The organism is Rhizobium sp. ERR 1071, assembly GCF_007828675.1.
Taxonomy (GTDB): Bacteria; Pseudomonadota; Alphaproteobacteria; order Rhizobiales; family Rhizobiaceae; genus Rhizobium; species Rhizobium dioscoreae.
The window spans coordinates 79,293-98,163 of record NZ_VITM01000012.1; the positions used below are offsets into that span (position 1 = coordinate 79,293).

The window sequence follows — 18,871 nt, forward strand, 5'->3', positions numbered from 1 at the left end:
CATGATCAGGATCGGACTGACGGGATCGATCGGTATGGGAAAGTCGACCTCGGCGAAACTCTTCGTTGAAGCCGGAATTCCGGTGAACGATTCCGATGCGGTCGTGCATGATCTCTATAGCGGCGAAGCCGTTCCCTTGGTCGAAGCTGCTTTCCCCGGGACAACGGCTGACGGCAGGGTCGATCGGCAGAAGCTAAGCCGAAAGCTTGCTGGCGATCCCTCTGGCTTCAAGCGTCTCGAAGCCATCGTTCATCCGCTGGTGCGCGATCGCGAGCGTCAGTTTCTGGAACGTCAGCGCAAGGCCGGCGCCGATATGGTGGTGCTGGATATCCCGCTGCTCTTCGAAACCGGCGCCGACAAGCGATTGGATAAGATCGTGGTCGTCAGCTGTGATCCACAGATTCAGCGGGAGAGGGTGCTTGCTCGACCGGGCATGACGGAGGAAAAATTCAACATGATTCTCTCCCGCCAGACGCCGGATGCGGAAAAGCGGGCACGCGCCGATTACGTCATCGATACCAGTGGAAGCATCGAGGCGGCCGGCGAACAGGTCAAAGAGATCATCGCGGATCTGCGGCGCAAACAGCAGAGCAAGAAATAGGAAAGCGGAGTTTCGATATGCGCGAAATCATTTTCGATACGGAAACCACCGGCCTCGACAACAGGGCTGACCGTATCATCGAAATCGGCGGCATCGAGCTCTTCAACCATTTTCCGACCGGAAAGACGCTGCACATCTATATCAATCCGGGCGACCGCAAAGTGCATCCCGATGCTCTGGCCGTGCACGGCATTACCGATGAGTTCCTGACGGGCAAACCCCTCTTCGAAACCGTCGCGGACGAAATTCTTGAATTCTTCGGCGACGCCAAATGGATCGCGCACAACGCCACCTTCGACATGGGCTTCGTCAACGCGGAGTTCGCAAGGCTTGGCCGCCCGCCGATCCTGCCCGACATGGTGATCGATACGCTCGCCATGGCGCGCCGCAAGCATCCGATGGGGCCGAATTCGCTGGACGCGCTTTGCCGTCGATACGGCATCGACAATTCGCACCGCACGAAACATGGAGCGCTGCTCGACTCCGAACTGTTGGCCGAAGTCTACATCGAGATGATCGGTGGCCGGCAGACGGCGCTCGGGCTCGGCAGTTCTGTCGGTTCATCGGCGCGCTCGCGCCAGAGTGAGGATGCTGGAGAGGTGGTCGTCGATATCTTTACTCGACCCAATCCATTACCCATTCGGCTGAGCGAGGAGGAGCTTTCGGCTCATGCTGCACTGGTCAGCAAGCTCGGCGCGAAGGGCATCTGGTCCAAATATCGCACATCCGAGTAAATTGCTTTTCTAGCGTACAAAAAGAAATGCCCGGATTGGTGTCCGGACATTCCTCTTTCCAAGAGATGGAAATCTTAGTTCGGAACAGCCGAAACCTGAGCGCGGGCCTGTTCTTCGGCCATGCGCTGCGTGAACATCTGCGCAAAATCGATCGGGTCGATCATCAGCGGCGGGAAGCCGCCATTGCGCGTGACGTCGGCGATGATCTGACGTGCGAAGGGGAACAGCAGGCGCGGGCATTCGATGAAGAGCAGCGGCAGCATGTGTTCCTGCGGGAAGCCGGTCACGCGGAAGACGCCGCCATAAACCAGCTCAGTGTGGAAGAGAACGCGCTCGCCATCCTTGGCTTCGGCACTCAGCGTCAGGACCACGTCGAAATCGGAATCCGACAGCGGGTTGGCGTTGACGTTCACATTGATATTGATGTCGGGAGCATTTTCCCGGGCCTGGAGCGAGCGCGGAGCACCCGGATTTTCGAAGGAAAGATCCTTGGTGTACTGAGCAAGGATGCTGAGGCTCGGGCTGGCTGCGCCGTTGCCGTTGGTCTCGTTGGCCATGGGGGTGTCCTCTCACGTCTCGATGGGTGTCGCCATCTAGCATTTAGAAAAGGGGCTTACAACCCTTATGGCTCCGGCGCTCCGGAGGCCGTTGTCTAGTCTTCCAGCCGCTTTTGATCCGACCAGGGCGAGTTGCGGTTCGGCTCCCGATGGAAATCGCCTTCGTCGAGATCGACGACGTTTCCGGGTTTGTTCGGCCGGCCTTGCGGTCCGGCGCCCGGGCTTTGCCCGCGGCGGAACGCCCGCGAATTGCCGACGACGACGATGCGCTTGCGCATAACCTGCCAGGCGAGATCACGTACGGCCGGGATGAAAAGCAGCAAGCCGATGATATCGGAGATGAAGCCGGGCAGCATCAGGAAGAAGGCGGCAACGACGATCATGGCGCCATGCACCATCTCGCGGCCGGGATCGCCGCCGTTGCGGCTTTCGGCCGAGATGCGCTGAAGAATACCGATGCCCTGTATCCTCAAGAGAGCGGCACCGAGTAATACGCTGAGGATGACGAGCCCCAGTGTCGCCCAGACGCCGATCATCTTTCCGACGACGATGAATCCGGCGATTTCAGCCAGAGGCATCAGAAAAACGACGACAGGAAGAAGTGATAGGCGCATGTTACGGTGGTCCTGAGAGCGGGTTTCTTCGCGTAAGCGTTGGTTTCTCGCATATAATAAAGAAACCGGGCCGCTATTTGAATGATAGATCGATGCGGACTATATGGGGACTGATCTTTTAATTTTAACGGTGGTTCCGATACGAGATGGGTGCAAACGACTTTGTGACGATCTTTTTCCTGGTGGCGGCGGTGCTGATCTTCTTTCAGCTGCGCAGCGTTCTTGGCCGCCGCACAGGAAATGAGAAGCCGCCGCGCGATCTCTACGGCTCCGCAGATCCGGTAAACGGCCCGACGCCGCCGGATGCCGGCAAGGTGGTGACCTTGCCGCGGCGCGATGGCACCGAAGAGGAAGACCGTTTTGCCGCCATCGATGCCTTCACCCCGGCCGGCACGCCGCTTAATGATTCGCTGCGCGAAGTGAGCAAAGCCGATCCTTCCTTTAATCCGAAGGAATTCGTCAACGGTGCCCGCATGGCCTATGAGATGATCGTCATGGCCTTTGCCGAGGGCGATCGCAAGTCGCTGAAGGGACTGCTGTCGCGTGAGGTCTATGAGGGCTTCGATGCCGCCATCGCCGATCGCGAAGCCAAGGGTGAAAAGGTCAAATCGACCTTCGTCGGCATCGACAAGGCCGATATCGTCACCGCCGAAGTGAAAGGCACGGATGCCCTGATCACCATGCGCATCATCAGCCAGATGATCTCTGCCACCTACGACAAAGCTGGCACCTTGATCGATGGCGATGCTGAAGCTGTTGCCGAGATCAGCGACCTCTGGACCTTTGCCCGCGACACACGTTCGCGCGATCCGAACTGGAAACTCGTGGCGACCGAATCGGAACAATGACGAGCCCATCGCAGGAATTCAGGCTGGAGCCGGTAACCTTCGCCAATCTGAAGGGCTGGGAGGAGGACGATCCTTCCAGCCTTTTTCGCGCCATGAAGGACTGTCGCACTCACATCCGCGATGTGAAGCCCTATCGCACGGGGGCGGTGGGACTGACGGCCGACGATCTCCTGACGCTCCTCGATGCCGCAGAAGGGAAGGAACCGCGCAATGCGGCAGAAGCCCGTGCTTTTTTCGAGGAGCACTGCCAGCCTTTCTTCATTCGCCGGGATGGCGGTGCCAGTGGTTTCGTGACCGCTTTCTTCGAGCCGGAAATAGCCGTTTCGGCTGTGCCAGACGGAACCTATCGGTACCCCTTCTATCGCAGACCGGATGATCTGATCGATTTGGATGATAGCAACCGGCCCGCCGAAATTGATCCGTCCTACATGTTCGGCAGGCTTCAGGGTGGCGCAATTTCCACCTATCCAGACCGCGGCGAGATCGATCGGGGCTATCTCGAGGGCAAGGGGCTGGAAATCGCCTGGGCGAAATCCAAGGTCGACGTCTTCTTCGTGCATGTACAGGGCGCGGCGCGTCTGCGCTATCCGGACGGGCGCCTCGGCCGCATCACCTATGCCGCCAAGGCTGGTCATCCCTTCTCGGCCGTCGGGCGTTTGCTGATCGACCGTGGGCTGCTGGATCGCACGACGATCTCCATGCAGACGATCCGCGACTGGCTCTACGCACATCCGGAGCAGGTCGATGAAGTCCTCTGGCACAATCGGTCCTATATTTTCTTCCGTGAGGCCGATGTCAGCGATCCCGCTCTCGGGCCGATTGCAGCGGCGAAGGTGCCGCTGCTGGCTGGCCGTTCTCTTGCGGTCGACCGGCTCATTCACACTTTCGGTTTTCCCTTCTTCATTCGGTCTGAAAGCCTGACCCATCTCGATGCCGGCAAGCCCTTCGCCCGGCTGATGCTGGCGCTCGATACGGGCTCCGCTATCGTCGGGCCGGCGCGCGGGGATATCTTTACCGGTTCGGGCTACGATGCAGGCGAGCTGGCCGGCACCGTGCGCAACGATGCCGATTTTTATATACTCATTCCGAAGGCGGCGGCGCAGAGGTTCGGCTGATGGCCCCGGAACGGAAGGACAAGGAACGAAAGCTCAGCGCGGAGGATCGCATCCTCTGGGGTAAGGTCGCCAAGAGCACGCGCCCTATGCCAGGACGCGTGGCTGATATCGAGGCCTTCGAAGCCGCACTGCAGGCAGAAGCCGAAAGCGAGGAACGCACCCGGGCTGCAAAGACGAAACCCGTATCTCCCTCGGCTGAAACGCAGGAAGCCCCGGCGCCGGCCAAGCAGCCCGCCGGTCGTCATCATCCGCTCGAACGTCCCGTCAAACGCAAGATCGCGAGGGGTCATCTGGCGCTGGAGGCGAGGATCGACCTTCACGGCCTCTTCCAGAGCGAGGCCCATGGCATGCTTCTGGATTTCCTGATGCGCGCCCATAGCCGCGGCCTGCGCCATGTGCTCGTCATAACAGGTAAGGGCAGCTCCATGGGCAGCGAGGGGGCGCTGAAGCGTGCCGTGCCGCTGTGGTTCTCCAAACCTGAATTCCGGTTCCTGATTTCTTCCTACGAGACGGCAGCGCAGCATCATGGCGGCGAAGGTGCGCTCTATATTCGCCTGTCGCGCCTGAAAGGGGAGAAGCCTTGACCCCGTTCGGCGAAGCGGTTCGCAAGCTGCGCCTGCGCAAGGGCGTCTCGCAGAAGCAGATGGCGGCTGCGCTGAACGTGACTCCGGCTTATTTATCCGCCTTAGAACACGGAAAGCGTGGTCTGCCAACCTTCGATCTCCTGCAGCGCATCGCCGGCTATTTCAACATTATCTGGGACGAGGCCGAGGAATTGTTCCTGCTCGCACGATTTTCCGACCCGCGCGTTGTCGTCGATACATCCGGGCTTGCACCGGAATATACGGCCTTTGTCAACCACTTGGCGGGCAAGATCCGCAACCTTGACGCGGCAACGATCCGCGAACTGTCAAAGGTTCTGGAAAATGCCGGAAAAACCGGCTGAAAACCGCCTTAATCCCCTGTTTTATACCTGATTTCGGGGCCTTCCGTTTGGAACTTCAGGGTGAAACATCCTATATTCAGGCTAGGAAAAACCGCTGATTCGCAAGGGATTGGCGATATTCTCTAAACGCTGGAAAGACTTCAATAAAATGACCGATATTACCGATAATGGCGGCAATGCCGAATATGGTGCAGATAGCATCAAGGTTTTGAAAGGCCTTGATGCCGTGCGCAAGCGTCCGGGCATGTATATCGGTGACACGGATGACGGCTCGGGTCTGCATCACATGGTTTATGAGGTCGTCGACAACGCAATTGACGAAGCCCTGGCCGGCCATGCCGATATCGTGACGGTGACGCTCAATCCCGACGGCTCCGTTACCGTCACGGACAATGGCCGCGGCATCCCGACGGATATTCACAGCGGCGAAGGTGTTTCGGCGGCTGAAGTTATCATGACCCAGCTTCACGCCGGCGGTAAGTTCGACCAGAATTCCTACAAGGTCTCCGGCGGCCTGCACGGCGTCGGTGTTTCGGTCGTCAACGCGCTTTCCGTCTGGCTGCGCCTGAAGATCCGCCGCCAGGGCAAGATCCATGAGATGAGCTTTACCCACGGTGTTGCCGACGCGCCGCTGAAGGTAACAGGCGATGCCGGCGAAGCCACCGGCACCGAAGTCAGCTTCATGCCGAGTGCCGAAACCTTCACCATGACGGAATTCGATTACGGAACGCTGGAGCATCGCCTGCGCGAACTCGCTTTCCTGAATTCCGGCGTCCGCATTCTCTTGACCGACAAGCGGCATTCCGACGTCAAGCAGGAAGAAATGCTCTATGACGGCGGCCTGGAAGCCTTCGTCTCCTATCTCGATCGCGCCAAGAAGCCGCTCGTCCAGAAGCCGGTATCGATCCGCAGCGAGAAGGACGGCATCACTGTCGAAGTGGCGATGTGGTGGAACGACAGCTACCACGAAAATGTGCTCTGCTTCACCAACAACATTCCGCAGCGCGACGGCGGCACCCATATGGCCGGCTTCCGCGCGGCTCTCACGCGTCAGATCACCTCCTATGCCGATTCGTCTGGCATCACCAAGAAGGAGAAGGTGACGCTGACGGGCGACGACTGCCGTGAAGGCCTGACCGCCGTGCTGTCGGTTAAGGTTCCCGATCCGAAGTTCTCCTCGCAGACCAAGGACAAGCTGGTTTCCTCTGAGGTTCGTCCGGTCGTCGAAAGCCTGGTCAACGAAGCCCTCAGCACTTGGCTCGAAGAACATCCGTCCGAAGCCAAGGTTCTGGTCGGCAAAGTCGTCGAAGCTGCTGCGGCTCGCGAAGCCGCCCGCAAGGCGCGCGAACTGACGCGCCGCAAGGGCGCACTGGATATTGCCTCGTTGCCCGGCAAGCTTGCCGACTGCTCCGAGCGCGATCCCGCCAAATCCGAAGTCTTCCTCGTCGAGGGTGACTCGGCAGGCGGTTCGGCCAAGCAGGGCCGCTCGCGCGAAAACCAGGCCATCCTGCCGCTGCGTGGCAAGATCCTGAACGTCGAGCGCGCCCGCTTTGACAAGATGCTGTCGAGCCAGGAAATCGGTACGCTGATCACCGCACTCGGCACCGGCATCGGTAAGGATGAATTCAACGCCGAAAAGCTGCGCTATCACAAGATCATCATCATGACGGACGCAGACGTCGACGGCGCGCATATCCGCACCCTGCTGCTGACCTTCTTCTTCCGGCAGATGCCCGATCTCATCGAGCGCGGCCATCTCTACATCGCCCAGCCGCCGCTCTATAAGGTGACGCGCGGCAAGTCGGTGCAATATGTCAAGGATGAGAAGGCGCTGGAAGAGTATCTCATTGGCCAGGGCACCGAAGATACCAGCCTGCGCCTCGGCAACGGCGAAGTCCGTACTGGCCAGGATCTGCGCGAAGCGATCTATGATGCGCTGCGCCTGCGCACGCTGATCGATAATCTGCATTCCCGCTACAATCGCGCCGTGGTCGAACAGGCTGCAATCGCAGGGGCCCTCAACGCCGAAATGGTCAGCGATCCCACGCGGGCGGAAGCGCTCGTCAACGACGTTGCCAAGCGGCTCGACGTCATCGCCGAGGAAACCGAACGTGGTTGGAGCGGTGCTGTGACCGGCGAGGGCGGCCTGCGCTTCGAGCGCACGGTGCGTGGCGTCAAGGAAGTCGTCTTCCTCGACATGGCGCTCATCGGTTCACAGGATGCCCGCCTGATCGACCAGCTCGGCTCGCGGCTGAAGGAAGTCTATGTCACACCGCCGAAGCTTGTTCGCCGCGATGGCGAGACGGAGATTTCCGGTCCCCGCCAGCTACTGGACACGATCTTTGCCAGCGGCCGCAAGGGGCTGACGCTGCAGCGCTATAAAGGTCTTGGCGAGATGAATGCCGAGCAGCTCTGGGAAACGACGCTTGATCCGAACGTGCGCTCGCTGCTGCAGGTAAAGGTCACGGATGCGACCGATGCCGACGGTCTGTTTGCCCGGCTCATGGGCGATGAGGTCGAGCCGCGGCGCGAATTCATTCAGGATAACGCGCTGAGCGTTGCCAATCTCGACATCTGATCGTTTACATCACATGCAAAAAGGGCCCGCCGGATGTTTCGGCGGGCCCTTTTCTTTTCATCGGTTACTTGGCGATGAAGGTGCCGTTGAAAGCAAGTTCCGAAAGTGGTTTGCGCTGGCTCGGCACCTCGCGCTCGCGCAGCTTTTCCGGAAGCTGGTTCTTGTCACCGATCTTGCCAATCGCGACGGCCGCTTCGACGCGGAAGCCATCCGGAATACCGAGGACTTCATAGGATTTCTCGACGTGGAAGCCAGTCATGCCATGGGCTTCATAGCCGGCTAAATGTGCCTGTATTGCCAGGAAACCCCAAGCCGTTCCGGCGTCGAAGGAATGGCTGTAGCTCGGCTTCTGTTCGGCCGAACCAAGCTCGCCGCTGTGGGTGCGGGAAATGACGAAAAGCAGCGCGCCGGCGGATTTCACCCAACCTTGATTGAAGTCGATCAGGACGCTCAAAAACCGATCCCAATGTTCCGAGCCGCGCAGCGCATAGAGGAAGCGCCAGGGCTGCAGGTTCGAGGCGGAAGGTGCCCAATGCGCTGCTTCCAGAATGGTCAGCAGGTCTGCTTCCGGCATCGCCTCGTTGGAATAGGCGCGCGGCGACCAGCGGTCGAGAAAGAGCTTATCGATCGGATATTGGGATTCGCGGCTGTTGCTTGATGTCATGAGGGCTTCTTTCCTTGGAGATGATTGGCCGTGGGCGGTCGAAGCTGGCCGTTGGCTGGTTATGAAAGGGACGGAAACTTAAACTGGAGCAGTCCAGCTCACGTCAAGCTCCTCGCGGAAGGCGAAGCGCTTGAGGTGGTCGGCAACGACGTTCTGCATGCGCTCAAGGTCTTCGGGCTTTTCGACCGTCAGCGTCATGACGAGGGTGCCGGGCTCGGCTGCCAGATCGAGGAAAGTTTCCGCGCTGAACGGCACCTTGCCGACAGCCGCATCGAATTCCACGCTGAAGCGATGGCTCCAATGCTTGCAGAGCTGCTGGAGATAGCGACTGGCATGGTCGGTCCTGACGTGGGAAATGGATTTTGCCATGGGATTTCTCCGATAAACCTGTTCGCAAACGCGTTGTTTGATACATAGAGGCATCTACATTCGCCAGGTAGACAGTCTGTTTCAAGTTTGCGTTATTCCGGTGAAATTCTGTTTCGCTATGCTGAGCGTCGATAGGAACGTGTGCGACGCGGAGATAGAGTCTTGCTGGTAAATGGAAAATGGACTGAGGATTGGCAGCCTGTCCAGGCCAAGGATGAGAAGGGCGGTTTCGTTCGCCAGATTTCGAGCTTCCGCAACTGGGTGACGCCGGATGGCCGGCCGGGGCCGACGGGCGAGGGCGGTTTCAAGGCGGAAGCTGGCCGCTATCACCTCTACGTCGCGCTGATCTGCCCCTGGGCGTCGCGTACCCTGATCGGCCGCAAGCTGAAGGAGCTGGAAGAGGCTATTTCGGTTTCCGTGGTCGAGCCGGCGCTCTCCAATCAGGGCTGGCGGTTCGGCGATTATCCCGGCGCGACAAAGGACCTTATAAACGGCGCTACCTATATGCATGAAATCTACACGAAGGCCGATCCTCACTTTACCGGCCGCGCCACGGTGCCAGTCCTATGGGACAAGCAGAATGGCACGATCGTCAACAACGAGTCCTCAGATATCCTGCGCATGCTGAATGACGGCTTCGGCGATCTTGCCCGCAACGAGATCGATCTCTATCCGGCCGGCAAGCGGGACGAGATCGACAGCTTCAATGCCCGGATCTATCCCGCGCTCAACAACGGCGTTTACCGCGCTGGCTTTGCAACGACGCAGACTGCTTATGAAGAGGCCTTCAATGAGGTGTTCGATTGCCTCGATCAGGTAGAGACGGAATTAGAGGGCAAGGACTTTCTCTTCACCGGGCATCCAACCGAAAGCGATATCAGGCTCTTCGTCACGCTCGTCCGTTTCGACGTCGCCTATCACGGCCTGTTCAAATGCAATCTCCGCCGGCTGTCGGACTATGCCAATCTCCAGTCCTTCTGTCGCCGGATGCTCGATTGGCCGGGTGTTGCCGAAACGGTGAATTTCGATCATATCAAGCGCGGATACTACTCGATTTCGACGCTCAATCCCACCGGTATCGTGCCGCTCGGACCGGCGCTGGACGAGCTGTTCTGATACTCGACCGAGTTCCAAAACCGGTCTAAGGTCCCCTCGTTCGATGGATCAGGGAGGATCGTCATGAACTGGGAAGAGTTCCGGCAGTGGTCGGAGAAAGCGGCACATTGGGGCGCGGATTACCGCGCATCGCTTCGTGACAGGCCGGTCCGGGCGAAGATGGCGCCGGGCGAAATATCGGCGCATATAGCTGATTCTCCACCGGAATCGGGCGAAGCGATGGAGGATATCTTCAAAGATTTCGAGGATATCCTGGTGCCCGGCATGACGCACTGGCAGCACCCGCGCTTCTTTGCCTATTTCCCAGCCAACGCCGCTCCCGTCTCGGTGGTTGCCGAATATCTGGTCAGCGCCATCGCCGCTCAATGCATGCTCTGGCAGACGTCACCTTCCGCCACCGAGCTTGAAACGAAAGTTGTCGATTGGCTGCGGCAGGCCCTCGGTCTGCCGGAAAGCTTCACCGGCGTCATTCAGGATTCCGCCTCGACAGCAACGCTTGCCGCCGTCCTCGTGATGCGCGAAAGGGCGCTGGACTGGCAGGGCAACAAAAGCGGACTTGCGGCCAACAAAGCGGTGCGCATCTATTCGACCGATCAGGTCCATACGTCCATTGACCGCGCCATCTGGATTGCCGGGGTCGGGCAGGAAAATCTGATGCGGATTCCCTCTGGTGGTCCCAACAAAGCCATGGATCCGAAAGCACTTGCCGATGCGATCGAGCGTGATCGCGCTGCTGGACTGCTGCCGGCCGGCGTCATCGCCTGTGTCGGCGGCACCAGCGTCGGTGCCTGCGATGATATCGCGGCTGTCGTTAAGGTGGCCCATGCGCATGGGCTCTACGTCCATGTCGATGCCGCCTGGGCTGGCTCGGCAATGATCTGCCCGGAGTTCCGCACCCTGTGGCACGGCGTCGAGCATGCCGATTCCGTCGTCTTCAACCCGCATAAATGGCTCGGCGCGCAATTCGATTGCTCCGTCCAGTTCGTGCGCGAGCCGGAGACGCTGGTCCGCACGCTGGCGATCCAGCCCGAATATCTCCGCACGCATGGCCATGACGGTATCATCAATTACTCGGAATGGTCGGTGCCGCTTGGGCGCCGCTTCCGCGCGCTCAAACTTTGGTTCCTGTTGCGCTATCACGGCCTGGAAGGATTGCGGACGATGATCCGAAATCATGTGTCCTGGTCGCAGAATCTGGCTAAGCGTCTCGCCGCCGAGCCCGATTTCGAAATCGTCACCGAACCGTTCCTATCGCTGTTTTCCTTCGATCACAAGGCGCCCGAGGGTATCGATCAGGAAAGCCACACCCAGGGGCTACTCAATGCCATCAACAATGATGGCCGCATCTATCTGACGCAGACCCGCGTTGGCGGCAGGTTGGTCATCCGCTTTCAGGCCGGCCAGTTTGAGGCGACGGCTGATGACATCAATATGGCTTTCGATGCCATCGTCGAAATCGCCAGGTCATTATCCCCGAACTAGAAAAGCTGTTTTTCCGGCGCGAAGAGCCGAGCCGTGCTAGGCTCCTCAAAATCGATTGGTGACACTGGTGAATAACTCGTTCATATATGGTGCCAGCAATTTTATCGTAAGAGTAATATCGTCTTTGAAGATGCAGGGAAGGAAAATCCATGAAACTGTTGCGTGTTGGCGAAGTCGGCAAGGAAAAGCCGGCGCTTCTGGATAGCGACGGCAAGATCCGAGATCTCTCCGCCCACGTGGCCGATATCGGCGGTGAGGCCATTTCGCCCGCAGGTCTCGCGAAGATCGCAGCCCTTGATCCGAAAAGCCTACCTGAATTGCCGGAAGGCCGCCTCGGTGCCTGCGTTGCGGGCACCGGCAAGTTCATCTGCATCGGCCTGAACTTCTCTGATCATGCCGCCGAAACCGGCGCGACCGTGCCGCCGGAGCCGATCATTTTCATGAAGGCAAGCTCGGCCATCGTCGGCCCGAACGACAATGTGCTGATCCCGCGCGGCTCCGAAAAGACCGACTGGGAAGTCGAGCTTGGCGTCGTTATCGGCAAGACGGCAAAATATGTCAGCGAAGCCGATGCGCTTGATTATGTCGCCGGTTACTGCGTTTCCCACGACGTCTCCGAGCGCGCCTTCCAGACCGAGCGCTCCGGACAGTGGACCAAGGGCAAGTCCTGCGACACCTTTGGCCCGATCGGCCCTTGGCTGGTCACCAAGGATGAGATTGCCGATCCGCAGAATCTCGGCATGTGGCTGAAGGTCAACGGCAAGATGATGCAGAACGGCTCGACCAGGACCATGGTCTATGGCGTTGCCCATCTCGTCTCCTATCTCAGCCAGTTCATGTCGCTACATCCCGGCGACGTCATCTCCACCGGCACGCCTCCGGGCGTCGGCATGGGCATGAAGCCGCCGCAGTACCTGAAGCCGGGCGATGTCGTTGAGCTGGGCATAGAAGGCTTGGGCACGCAGCGCCAGACCTTCCTGGCCGACGCGTAAGGCGTGCGAAGCTCAGGAACTTTAACCTTTTGAGATCATTCTTGATGCCGGGGAAGCAATTCTCCGGCGTTTTTTATCGATAAGAACCAATTGTAGTTATGTTGCTCTGCAGCAAAAACTGCTAGGTTGGATTATAGGAAGGATAATGATCGCGCACGAGGAACCGTCATTATCCTGCTGCACAGCGCGACCGGAGGAGCGCCGCAGTGAAGGCAGCGACACGCAAGGCGCGTGCGCTTCAATGATTTAGGTGATCTGCGCGGCCGAATGCCCTCGCATCACGAAAGGTAAAGCCCCCATGTTTTATCAGTTTTACGAACTCAATCACGCCGCTCTCGCACCCTTTCGCGCCGCGGCGGACATGATGCGCCTGGCCTATGCCAATCCCCTTAATCCCCTTTCGCATACGGTATTCGGCCGCACCTTGACGGCCAGTCTCGAAGTTTTCGAGCGCACCACCCGGCGCTACGGCAAGCCGGAATTCGGCCTTCCGGAGACGGTGATCGACGGCAAACCGGTCTCGGTTCACGAAAAGATCGTCTGGAAGAAGCCCTTCTGCAATCTCATCCATTTCGAGCGCAGCCTGCCCGCCGGCCACAGCGCCGATCCGCGCATCCTGATCGTCGCGCCGATGTCGGGCCATTATGCGACGCTGCTGCGCGGCACCGTGGAAGCACTGCTGCCGGGTGCCGATGTCTACATCACCGATTGGATCGATGCCCGCATGGTGCCGATGACTGAAGGCACCTTCGATCTCGACGACTATATCGATTACATCATCGAGATGCTGCACCACCTCGGGCCGGATACGCATGTCGTCGCCGTCTGCCAGCCGTCGGTGCCTGTCCTGGCCGCCGCTGCTGTGATGGAAGCGGCGGGTGATCGCCTGGCACCCTCATCCATGACGCTGATGGGTGGCCCGATCGATACCCGCATCAATCCGACGGCGGTCAACCAGCTTGCCAAGGAAAAGCCGCTGGAATGGTTCGCCGACAATGTGGTCATGAACGTGCCCTGGCCGCAGCCGGGCTTCATGCGGCCGGTCTACCCCGGCTTCCTGCAGCTTTCCGGCTTCATGTCGATGAACCTCGACCGACATATGATCGCGCACAAGGACTTCTTTGTGCACCTCGTCAAGAATGACGGCGAACCGGCGGAGAAGCACCGCGATTTCTACGATGAATATCTGGCGGTCATGGATCTGACGGCGGAATTCTATCTGCAGACGGTCGATCAGGTCTTCATGAAGCATGCGCTGCCAAAGGGCGAGCTGATGCATCGCGGCGAGCGCGTCGATCCCTCAGCTATTCGCAACGTCGCGCTTCTAACCGTCGAAGGCGAAAACGACGATATCTCCGGCGTCGGGCAGACGCATGCGGCGCAGACCATCTGCACCAATATCCCCGACCATATGCGCATGCACTACCTGCAGCCGGATGTCGGCCACTACGGCGTCTTCAACGGCTCGCGCTTCCGCCGCGAAATTGCGCCGCGCATCCTGGCCTTCACCCGCGAACATGCCCGCACCGGCCGGTCGGTGGTCAAGCGGGTCATCAAGGGCGGAAAATCCGCTTGAAAGAAGTAAGATCAAATAGATAGGGCAGTTCGGAACTTGTTGATGAGCCGAACTGCCCTACTATGCAAAATATTAGCTTTTGTTGAATTATCCGCGCCGATTCAAGCACTTGTCCGATTCCATCAAGCGATCCCATTGAAGCCTCACGAATAGGTTACCATCTCGATTCCGGCGGTACCGCAGAGATGATCGGGCCGTTTACCGCGCCGCGCGTCCTTGGAACGCGCTGAGATGCAGGTAGAGCTTTAAAAACCGCGCAGAAGCCTGACCATTGACCGGTGTCGGTCGAGGGGCAATGCGCAGTGCGAGGATACCTGACAATGAACCAATCTGCATTGCTTCGCCCGGATTGGACTCCGGCTACTATTGCCCTGATGGTGCTTGGCTTCGTGGTCTTCTGGCCGCTTGGCTTCGCCATGCTCGCCTATATTCTCTTCGGAGAACGTTTGCGGGAATTCAAACGGGATGTGAATGAAAGGACCGACGGCATGTTTGCTGGCTGCGGACGCTATCGCAATCGTCATCGCCATTCCTTTTCCTCCACCGGCAACGTCGCCTTCGACGACTGGCGCCGGGCAGAGCTTGAGCGCCTCGAACAGGAGCGCCGCAAGCTGGACGAAATGCGCGCCGAATTCGATGCTTATGCTCGCGAACTGCGCCGCGCCAAGGATCAGGAAGAATTCGACCGCTTCATGCGCGAGCGCAACAGCGTCAAGCGCAATGACAATGGCGGCTCGCCAACCGAGTTCAAGACGCCGTGACGGGAGTTCCGTCACGAGGTCAAAACCGGCATCGCTCGATGCCGGTTTTTCTTTGCCAGAAATCCCCGCGAATCATATAAAACTGCCTCATGTTTCCGCTGCTCTCCAGACCCCGCAAACCGCAAGCCAAGGTGGCCGCACCGGAAACGCGTACGCTCGATGTTGCCGGCCGGTTGATGCCCCTGACGATCCGCCAGCACGAGCGCGCCACCCGCATCACGCTCCGGATCGAGCCTGGCGGGCGATCGCTGAAGATGACCATCCCGCGTGGCCTGGCGGCACGCGAGGTCAATGCCTTCCTCGATAGGCATCAGGGTTGGCTGCTGACCAAGCTCGCGAAATTCTCCGTCGACAACAGCCTGCGCGGCGGCAGCGAAATCCTCCTGCGCGGCGTGCGCCACCGGATCGAGCACACCGGAACCTTGCGGGGCCTCACCGAAGCCATCGTCGTCGAGGGCGTTCCGGTGCTGCGCGTCAGCGGCATGCCGGAACATGCCGGCCGCCGCATCGCCACTTTCCTGAAGAAAGAGGCCCGCGCCGATCTAGAAAAGCTCGTGACTGTCCACGCCAAGGCCATCCGCGCCAGCGTCACGTCCGTCACCATGAAGGATACCCGCAGCCGTTGGGGCTCCTGCTCCTCGCAAGGGAACCTGAGCTTCTCCTGGCGCATCGTCATGGCGCCGCCCCTGGTCATCGATTACCTCGCCGCCCACGAAGTCGCACATTTGCGCGAAATGAACCATGGCCCGCGCTTCTGGGCGCTCTGCCGCAAACTCTGCCCCGATATGGACGAGGCCAAAGCCTGGCTGAAGCGCCACGGCAGCCAGCTGCATGCGATTGATTTTGATTGAGCTGCATAGAGGTGCGCAAGGCAATCGCATATAGGCAGGTTGGCCCATCATCCGTCCTCTCACAGTTCGCTTCGCTCAACTGTTCGAGTCCACCTTCTCCCCGCACGCGGGGCGAAGGAGTTTTGCCAGATTGCCCCTCTTCCCGTCAAAACGGGGAGAGGGCTGGGTGAGGGGCACTTTCTATTTCATATACGATGGCCTTGGAGCCACGCAAAAATCCCCCCAACGTCGCCTTTAGGCTCGACTCTTGCGAAATTTCGTGTCACTCCGCTGCCATGAACCCCGATATCAAAATTTGTGGTCTGAAGACGCCGGAGGCGGTGGATCGTGCTCTTGAGCGCGGTGCTACCCATATCGGCTTTATCTTCTTTGAAAAAAGCCCGCGCTATATCGAGCCGGATCTCGCCGGCGAGCTTGCCGAGCGCGCGCGCGGCAAGGCGAAGGTTGTCGCCGTCACGGTCAACCCGACCAATGACGATCTCGATGAGATCATGTCGTTGGTGAAGCCGGATATGCTGCAGCTCCACGGCAATGAGAGCCCCGAGCGTGTCTTGACCATCAAAGCGGTCTATAATGTCCCCGTCATGAAGGCCATGTCGGTGCGAGACGCCGACGATCTAAAGCGGGTGGAATCCTATATCGGTATTGCCGACCGCTTCCTGTTCGACGCCAAGCCGCCTGTTGGTTCGGAGCTGCCGGGCGGAAATGGCGTATCCTTCGATTGGAGCTTGATGAGTTGGGTCGACGATCGGGTGGACTATATGCTGTCCGGCGGTGTCAACAAGGACAATGTCGCCGAGGCACTGGCCTCCACCAAGGCCAGCGGTATCGATCTTTCCTCGGCGCTGGAAAGTGCGCCTGGTGTGAAGGATCTCGGCAAGATCGACCAGTTTTTCGACGCTTTTGCAGAAGCATGTCTGCCGGAACCGGCAGCAGGGAGTAGAAAGTGAACCAGACGCCTAAACTCAATTCCTTCCGCTCCGGCCCCGACGAGGATGGCCGTTTCGGCATTTACGGCGGACGTTTCGTAGCCGAAACGCTTATGCCGCTGATCCTGGATCTGCAGGAGGAATGGGCGAAGGCGAAGGACGATCCGGCCTTCCAGGCAGAGCTGAAGGCTCTCGGCACGCATTATATCGGCCGCCCGAGCCCGCTTTATTTCGCCGAGCGCCTGACGGCCGAGCTTGGCGGCGCCAAGATCTACTTCAAGCGTGAAGAGCTGAACCACACCGGCTCGCACAAGATCAACAACTGCATCGGCCAGATCCTGCTCGCCAAGCGCATGGGCAAGACCCGCATCATCGCTGAAACCGGCGCCGGTCAGCATGGCGTGGCCTCGGCGACGGTTGCCGCCCGCTTCGGCCTGCCCTGCGTCGTCTACATGGGCGCGACCGATGTCGAGCGCCAGGCGCCGAACGTCTTCCGCATGAAGCTCTTGGGCGCCGAGGTTGTTCCGGTAACGGCCGGCAGCGGCACGCTGAAGGACGCCATGAACGAAGCCCTTCGCGACTGGGTCACCAATGTCGACGACACCTATTATCTGATCGGTACGGCCGCCGGCCCGCATCCCTATCCGGAAATGGTTCGCGATTTCCAGGCCGTGATCGGCACCGAAGCCCGCGCGCAGATCCTGGAAGCCGAAGGCCGCTTGCCGGATCTCGTCATAGCGGCTGTTGGCGGCGGCTCGAATGCCATCGGCATCTTCCATCCGTTCCTGGATGACGAGGGCGTCAAGATCGTCGGCGTCGAAGCCGGCGGCAAGGGCCTGCAGGGTGATGAGCATTGCGCCTCCATCACCGCCGGTTCGCCCGGCGTGCTGCATGGCAACCGCACCTACCTGCTGCAGGATGGCGACGGCCAGATCAAGGAAGGTCATTCGATTTCGGCCGGCCTCGATTATCCCGGCATCGGCCCGGAACATTCCTGGCTGAACGATATCGGCCGCGCCGAATATGTGCCGATCATGGACCATGAGGCGCTCGAAGCCTTCCAGACGCTGACGCGCCTCGAAGGCATTATCCCGGCGCTCGAGCCGAGCCATGCGCTCGCCGAAGTGATCAAGCGCGCCCCCAAGATGGGCAAGGATGAGATCATCCTGATGAACCTCTCCGGCCGTGGTGACAAGGACATCTTCACCGTCGGCAAGATTCTGGGAATGTGAGTTAGACGCCATGACCGCACGTATGGACAAACGCTTCGCCGCTTTGAAGGCTGAAGGCCGCCCGGCACTCGTCACCTATTTCATGGGCGGCGATCCCGATTACGAGACCTCCCTCGGCATCATGAAGGCGCTGCCGGAAGCCGGCGCCGACGTTATCGAACTCGGAATGCCCTTTTCCGATCCCATGGCCGACGGTCCCGCGATCCAGCTTGCCGGCCAGCGCGCCCTGAAGGCCGGCCAGACGCTGAAGAAGACCCTGCAGCTCGCCGCCGATTTCCGGAAAGTCGATGCCGATACGCCGATCGTGATGATGGGCTATTACAATCCGATCTACATCTACGGTGTCGAAAGGTTCCTCGATGATGCGCTGGCTGCCGGCATCGACGGCCTGATCGTCGTCGACCTGCCGCCGGAAATGGATGACGAGCTTTGCATTCCGGCGATCCGCAAGGGCATCAACTTCATCCGCCTGGCAACGCCGACCACCGACGACAAGCGCCTGCCGACGGTTCTGAAGAACACGACCGGCTTCGTCTATTACGTCTCTATGAACGGCATCACCGGTTCGGCGCTGCCGGATCCGTCGCTTGTGTCGGGCGCCGTCAAGCGCATTAAGCAGCACACCGAGTTGCCGGTCTGCGTCGGCTTCGGCGTCAAGACCGCCGAGCACGCCAAGCTGATCGGCGCTGCCGCCGATGGCGTCGTCGTCGGTACCGCGATCGTCAATCAGATTGCCACCAGCCTCACGAAGGATGGCAAGGCAACGGCAGACACCATCCAGGCTGTCGCCACCCTGGTGCGCGGCCTGTCGACGGGAACGCGTTCCGCCCGCCTTGTTGCCGCCGAATAGTTTCCCCATATAGGCCTCTCAGCAATCCCCTGCGGATTGAGGGAAAAGCCCTATGG

At 59.6% G+C, this 18,871-nt stretch carries 20 protein-coding genes; 16 read left to right on the plus strand and 4 right to left on the minus strand.

Annotation, left to right across the window (positions count from 1 at the left end; translation table 11 throughout):
• Window position 1 precedes the first annotated feature (1 nt).
• Entirely contained in the window at window positions 2–601 is a 600-nt protein-coding gene (gene coaE, locus FBZ99_RS28215) for a dephospho-CoA kinase (protein ID WP_113352857.1), read from the plus strand.
• Between the two features lie 17 nt (window positions 602–618).
• The gene (dnaQ, locus tag FBZ99_RS28220; protein WP_113352858.1) at window positions 619–1,335 is read left to right on the plus strand and encodes a DNA polymerase III subunit epsilon; all 717 of its coding nucleotides are present in this window, start codon (window positions 619–621) and stop codon (window positions 1,333–1,335) included.
• 74 nt (window positions 1,336–1,409) lie between these two features.
• Here the strand turns inward: dnaQ and secB are convergent, their stop codons facing one another.
• Both secB and FBZ99_RS28230 read right to left on the minus strand, forming a co-directional pair.
• Window positions 1,410–1,892 carry a protein-export chaperone SecB gene (gene secB, locus FBZ99_RS28225; protein ID WP_069613913.1) on the minus strand — a complete coding sequence of 161 codons (483 nt, stop codon included), beginning with the start codon at window positions 1,890–1,892 and terminating at the stop codon, window positions 1,410–1,412.
• 95 nt (window positions 1,893–1,987) lie between these two features.
• Window positions 1,988–2,506, minus strand: a complete 519-nt coding sequence (locus FBZ99_RS28230) for an FxsA family protein (RefSeq protein WP_145636203.1) — start codon at window positions 2,504–2,506, stop codon at window positions 1,988–1,990.
• A 146-nt stretch (window positions 2,507–2,652) separates the two neighbouring features.
• Here FBZ99_RS28230 and FBZ99_RS28235 point away from each other — a divergent pair, with 146 nt between their 5' ends.
• From FBZ99_RS28235 to gyrB, 5 genes are all read left to right on the plus strand, one after another.
• Window positions 2,653–3,354 carry a Tim44/TimA family putative adaptor protein gene (locus tag FBZ99_RS28235; RefSeq protein ID WP_113333427.1) on the plus strand — a complete coding sequence of 234 codons (702 nt, stop codon included), beginning with the start codon at window positions 2,653–2,655 and terminating at the stop codon, window positions 3,352–3,354.
• A complete protein-coding gene (gene mltA / locus FBZ99_RS28240; RefSeq protein WP_113395796.1) occupies window positions 3,351–4,469 on the plus strand; it encodes a murein transglycosylase A in 1,119 nt (372 codons plus the stop codon). Before FBZ99_RS28235 ends, mltA begins: the two co-directional genes overlap by 4 nt.
• The gene (locus FBZ99_RS28245) at window positions 4,469–5,053 is read left to right on the plus strand and encodes a Smr/MutS family protein (RefSeq protein WP_113352861.1); all 585 of its coding nucleotides are present in this window, start codon (window positions 4,469–4,471) and stop codon (window positions 5,051–5,053) included. The genes mltA and FBZ99_RS28245 overlap by 1 nt, the downstream gene beginning before the upstream one ends.
• Window positions 5,050–5,415 carry a helix-turn-helix domain-containing protein gene (locus tag FBZ99_RS28250; protein ID WP_113333424.1) on the plus strand — a complete coding sequence of 122 codons (366 nt, stop codon included), beginning with the start codon at window positions 5,050–5,052 and terminating at the stop codon, window positions 5,413–5,415. Before FBZ99_RS28245 ends, FBZ99_RS28250 begins: the two co-directional genes overlap by 4 nt.
• Before the next feature lie 148 nt (window positions 5,416–5,563).
• Window positions 5,564–7,993 (plus strand): DNA topoisomerase (ATP-hydrolyzing) subunit B, encoded by a 2,430-nt coding sequence (gene gyrB / locus FBZ99_RS28255; RefSeq protein WP_113352863.1) that lies wholly within the window; start codon window positions 5,564–5,566, stop codon window positions 7,991–7,993.
• Between the two features lie 64 nt (window positions 7,994–8,057).
• On the opposite strand, the gene FBZ99_RS28260 is transcribed toward gyrB, so the two are convergent.
• Both FBZ99_RS28260 and FBZ99_RS28265 read right to left on the minus strand, forming a co-directional pair.
• Window positions 8,058–8,657 carry a nitroreductase family protein gene (locus tag FBZ99_RS28260; RefSeq protein ID WP_113389657.1) on the minus strand — a complete coding sequence of 200 codons (600 nt, stop codon included), beginning with the start codon at window positions 8,655–8,657 and terminating at the stop codon, window positions 8,058–8,060.
• 78 nt (window positions 8,658–8,735) lie between these two features.
• Window positions 8,736–9,026 carry a DUF2218 domain-containing protein gene (locus FBZ99_RS28265; RefSeq protein ID WP_145636206.1) on the minus strand — a complete coding sequence of 97 codons (291 nt, stop codon included), beginning with the start codon at window positions 9,024–9,026 and terminating at the stop codon, window positions 8,736–8,738.
• A gap of 162 nt (window positions 9,027–9,188) precedes the next feature.
• Here FBZ99_RS28265 and FBZ99_RS28270 point away from each other — a divergent pair, with 162 nt between their 5' ends.
• The 9 genes from FBZ99_RS28270 (at window position 9,189) to trpA (ending at window position 18,815) form a co-directional block, all read left to right on the plus strand.
• The gene (locus FBZ99_RS28270; protein WP_113389656.1) at window positions 9,189–10,142 is read left to right on the plus strand and encodes a glutathione S-transferase family protein; all 954 of its coding nucleotides are present in this window, start codon (window positions 9,189–9,191) and stop codon (window positions 10,140–10,142) included.
• A 63-nt stretch (window positions 10,143–10,205) separates the two neighbouring features.
• Window positions 10,206–11,624 (plus strand): pyridoxal phosphate-dependent decarboxylase family protein, encoded by a 1,419-nt coding sequence (locus FBZ99_RS28275; protein WP_145636209.1) that lies wholly within the window; start codon window positions 10,206–10,208, stop codon window positions 11,622–11,624.
• Window positions 11,625–11,773: 149 nt separating this feature from the next.
• Window positions 11,774–12,616, plus strand: coding sequence for a fumarylacetoacetate hydrolase family protein (locus FBZ99_RS28280; protein WP_113333418.1), 843 nt, complete (start codon window positions 11,774–11,776; stop codon window positions 12,614–12,616).
• A gap of 298 nt (window positions 12,617–12,914) precedes the next feature.
• Window positions 12,915–14,192, plus strand: a complete 1,278-nt coding sequence (phaZ, locus tag FBZ99_RS28285) for a polyhydroxyalkanoate depolymerase (protein WP_113389653.1) — start codon at window positions 12,915–12,917, stop codon at window positions 14,190–14,192.
• Between the two features lie 320 nt (window positions 14,193–14,512).
• Window positions 14,513–14,953: a DUF2852 domain-containing protein gene (locus tag FBZ99_RS28290; RefSeq protein ID WP_113333416.1), complete on the plus strand. Its 441-nt coding sequence runs from the start codon at window positions 14,513–14,515 to the stop codon at window positions 14,951–14,953.
• An 89-nt stretch (window positions 14,954–15,042) separates the two neighbouring features.
• The gene (locus tag FBZ99_RS28295) at window positions 15,043–15,804 is read left to right on the plus strand and encodes a M48 family metallopeptidase (protein WP_113389652.1); all 762 of its coding nucleotides are present in this window, start codon (window positions 15,043–15,045) and stop codon (window positions 15,802–15,804) included.
• 275 nt (window positions 15,805–16,079) lie between these two features.
• Window positions 16,080–16,754: a phosphoribosylanthranilate isomerase gene (locus FBZ99_RS28300; protein ID WP_069613928.1), complete on the plus strand. Its 675-nt coding sequence runs from the start codon at window positions 16,080–16,082 to the stop codon at window positions 16,752–16,754.
• A complete protein-coding gene (gene trpB / locus FBZ99_RS28305; RefSeq protein WP_113352870.1) occupies window positions 16,751–17,965 on the plus strand; it encodes a tryptophan synthase subunit beta in 1,215 nt (404 codons plus the stop codon). The genes FBZ99_RS28300 and trpB overlap by 4 nt, the downstream gene beginning before the upstream one ends.
• Before the next feature lie 10 nt (window positions 17,966–17,975).
• Window positions 17,976–18,815 (plus strand): tryptophan synthase subunit alpha, encoded by an 840-nt coding sequence (gene trpA / locus FBZ99_RS28310; RefSeq protein WP_113389651.1) that lies wholly within the window; start codon window positions 17,976–17,978, stop codon window positions 18,813–18,815.
• Window positions 18,816–18,871: the final 56 nt, after the last annotated feature.

What these genes read in the sequence shown, in the direction of transcription:
- coaE (WP_113352857.1), top strand. Translation starts at nt 2, where the DNA reads ATGATCAGGATCGGACTGACGGGATCGATCGGTATGGGAAAGTCGACC.
- dnaQ (WP_113352858.1), top strand. Translation starts at nt 619, where the DNA reads ATGCGCGAAATCATTTTCGATACGGAAACCACCGGCCTCGACAACAGG.
- secB (WP_069613913.1), bottom strand. Translation starts at nt 1,892, where the DNA reads ATGGCCAACGAGACCAACGGCAACGGCGCAGCCAGCCCGAGCCTCAGC.
- FBZ99_RS28230 (WP_145636203.1), bottom strand. Translation starts at nt 2,506, where the DNA reads ATGCGCCTATCACTTCTTCCTGTCGTCGTTTTTCTGATGCCTCTGGCT.
- FBZ99_RS28235 (WP_113333427.1), top strand. Translation starts at nt 2,653, where the DNA reads ATGGGTGCAAACGACTTTGTGACGATCTTTTTCCTGGTGGCGGCGGTG.
- mltA (WP_113395796.1), top strand. Translation starts at nt 3,351, where the DNA reads ATGACGAGCCCATCGCAGGAATTCAGGCTGGAGCCGGTAACCTTCGCC.
- FBZ99_RS28245 (WP_113352861.1), top strand. Translation starts at nt 4,469, where the DNA reads ATGGCCCCGGAACGGAAGGACAAGGAACGAAAGCTCAGCGCGGAGGAT.
- gyrB (WP_113352863.1), top strand. Translation starts at nt 5,564, where the DNA reads ATGACCGATATTACCGATAATGGCGGCAATGCCGAATATGGTGCAGAT.
- FBZ99_RS28260 (WP_113389657.1), bottom strand. Translation starts at nt 8,657, where the DNA reads ATGACATCAAGCAACAGCCGCGAATCCCAATATCCGATCGATAAGCTC.
- FBZ99_RS28265 (WP_145636206.1), bottom strand. Translation starts at nt 9,026, where the DNA reads ATGGCAAAATCCATTTCCCACGTCAGGACCGACCATGCCAGTCGCTAT.
- FBZ99_RS28275 (WP_145636209.1), top strand. Translation starts at nt 10,206, where the DNA reads ATGAACTGGGAAGAGTTCCGGCAGTGGTCGGAGAAAGCGGCACATTGG.
- FBZ99_RS28280 (WP_113333418.1), top strand. Translation starts at nt 11,774, where the DNA reads ATGAAACTGTTGCGTGTTGGCGAAGTCGGCAAGGAAAAGCCGGCGCTT.
- phaZ (WP_113389653.1), top strand. Translation starts at nt 12,915, where the DNA reads ATGTTTTATCAGTTTTACGAACTCAATCACGCCGCTCTCGCACCCTTT.
- FBZ99_RS28290 (WP_113333416.1), top strand. Translation starts at nt 14,513, where the DNA reads ATGAACCAATCTGCATTGCTTCGCCCGGATTGGACTCCGGCTACTATT.
- FBZ99_RS28295 (WP_113389652.1), top strand. Translation starts at nt 15,043, where the DNA reads ATGTTTCCGCTGCTCTCCAGACCCCGCAAACCGCAAGCCAAGGTGGCC.
- FBZ99_RS28300 (WP_069613928.1), top strand. Translation starts at nt 16,080, where the DNA reads ATGAACCCCGATATCAAAATTTGTGGTCTGAAGACGCCGGAGGCGGTG.
- trpA (WP_113389651.1), top strand. Translation starts at nt 17,976, where the DNA reads ATGACCGCACGTATGGACAAACGCTTCGCCGCTTTGAAGGCTGAAGGC.